Source organism: Microbacterium sp. HMWF026 (assembly GCF_003061325.1).
GTDB classification, from domain to species: domain Bacteria; phylum Actinomycetota; class Actinomycetes; order Actinomycetales; family Microbacteriaceae; genus Microbacterium; species Microbacterium testaceum_E.
On sequence record NZ_QAJB01000253.1, the window covers coordinates 1 to 2,190 of the forward strand.

Genomic DNA, 2,190 nt, shown 5'->3' on the forward strand with positions numbered 1-2,190 from the left:
GTACCCGGGGGAGGGGATCAGCTGGTGAGCAGGCGCAGACCGTAGGTCTGCAGGATCTCGTTGACGGGCTGGAAGTAGGTCGTCCCACCCGAGGTGCAGTCGCCGGAGCCGCCCGAGGTCACGCCCTGCGCCTGGTTTCCGGCGAGCAGCGAGCCGCCGGAGTCGCCGGGCTCGGCGCAGACGTTCGTGCGGATCAGTCCCGAGACCGAGCCCTCGGCGTAGCGCACCGTGGAGTTGAAGCCCTGGATCTGACCGCAGTGCCAGCCGGTCGTCGATCCGGAGCGGCACACCGTGGCCCCGACCGCGGCCTGCGTCGACCCCTTCACGGCCACCGCGCCGCCGGCGTAGTCCATGACCTGCCCGACGGGGGTGTGGTTGGGCGTGGCGACCCAGGCGTAGTCGTTGCCGGGGAAGGACGAGCCGCGGAACGAGCCGTAGGTCGTGCTGTCGCCGGTGACGCCGCAGTGGCCGGCGGTGACGAAGCCGCCCTGGACCGCGAAGCCGACCGAGCAGCGGCTCTGGTTGTTGATGATGTACGACATGCCGCCGCGGATCGTGGCGAAGGTCTCGGGCGCCTCGGCACCGGTGTCGAGACGGACGGCGCCGGCGGGGGCGCCGAGCGAGGCCACGAAGTCGGAGGCGATCTGGTCGCCGCCGGCGACGACGTCGACGACCACGTCGTTGGCCTCGACGTCGATCCACCACGAGGGGATGACGTCGGGCACGGGGCCGGCCTCGATCTGCGCGGCGATGGCCTCGAGATCGGTGAGCGAGTGCTCGACCTCGACCGGCACGGCACCGGCGTCGACCGCCGCGGCCGAGGCGGCGTCGGTCGTCACGGCGGCGTACACCGTTCGCGTCGACTCGTCGAGCCAGGTGCCGGCGTAGGCCTCGCCGGCGACGGCCTCGACGTCGTCGGTCGTCGCGGCGGCATCGGCCTGGAAACGCAGGACGTTCTGCGCTCCGGCGGTGTCGGTGCCGAGGTCGGCGGCCATCGCTTCGAGCAGCTGCGCGTCGACGCCGTCGACGGCGGCGCGCTCGGGCGTGGCCGGGGTCTGCGCCAGCGCGGGGGCACTGGCAGCGGTGGTCAGGAACAGGCCGAGAGCGGCAGCGCCGACGACCGTCTTCGATATGCGGTTCACGTGGAGTGACCTTCCATCCAGGGGGGATAAATGGCGGGGTACCCGCGGCCATACAAACACGGGGCGGACGAAAAGCGAAGAAGTTTCTGTGAATTGGTGATCAGCGTCCAGAAAATGTCACCCGTTCGGGGGACAAGTCGATCTCGGCTTGCGCGGCGGGCCGCCGAGGCCCCGCGCGCGCGGTGTTTAGGCTGACGCACATGAGCCCGAACGACCCTCGCGCCACCGGTCCAGCGCTCTCCTCCGACCTCGCCGCCCGCGCGGCGTCGCGCGCGGCCGCTTTCGGTACGCGTGCCGTCGCGACGACGGGCCCGCGCCGTCCCGCCCTGCCGACCGACGCGGACGGAGCGGCCTTCGTCGCCGCGGCCGCCGACGCGGTGCTGCGCCCCGAGAGCCTCACGGCGGCGGCCGCGGCGCTGCACCGGCTCGCGGAGGTCGCGCCCGCATCGCTGCCGTGGTTCGTCCGCGGCGCCCTGCAGCTCGGCGGCGCGGTCGCCCCGGTGCTGCCCACCCCGGCCGTCCCGCTGGCGCGCCGGGCTCTGCGCGACGTGCTCGCCGGCCTGGTGCTCGACGCCCGGTCCGAGCGCCTCGACGCCGATCTCGCGGCCGCGGCCGCGGACGAGACCGTGCTCGACCTGCGCCTCGACGGCCCCCGGGTGGCGGGGGAGTCCGCCGCGCGGCGCCGGCTGGACGGCATCCGCTCCCTCATCGCCCGCGACGACGTCGCGCGGGTGTCGATCGCGATCGGCGACGTGGTCGCGCCCCGCTCGCCGTGGGCCTTCGAGGCCGACGTCCAGCACGCCGCCGAGCGGGTGCTGCCGGTGTTCCTCGACGCGGCGGCGCGCGGTTCGCACGTGACCCTCGTCGCCACCGGTCGTGACGACCTCGACCTCACCGTCGCCGTGCTCACGCGCGTCCTCGAAGAGCCCCGCCTGCGCGAGGCCGCCGCGGGCGTCGGCCTGCCGGTCGCGGTGCCCGAGACGCTGGGCGCCGTGTACGAGCTCGCCGCCTGGGCCCGGGTCCGCGCGGCCTCGCGCAGGCGGGGCTC

The 2,190-nt window shown here is 74.5% G+C and carries 1 protein-coding gene and 1 pseudogene; one reads left to right on the forward strand and one right to left on the reverse strand.

The genetic code is table 11. The annotated features are described in order from the left end of the window. Positions 1–17: 17 nt before the first annotated feature. Positions 18–1,142, reverse strand: a complete 1,125-nt coding sequence (locus tag DBR36_RS10000) for a S1 family peptidase (protein ID WP_258222700.1) — start codon at positions 1,140–1,142, stop codon at positions 18–20. A gap of 200 nt (positions 1,143–1,342) precedes the next feature. Between DBR36_RS10000 and DBR36_RS10005 the strand changes: the two are divergent. Then, a pseudogene (locus tag DBR36_RS10005) lies at positions 1,343–2,190 on the forward strand (1-pyrroline-5-carboxylate dehydrogenase); the annotation flags it as partial.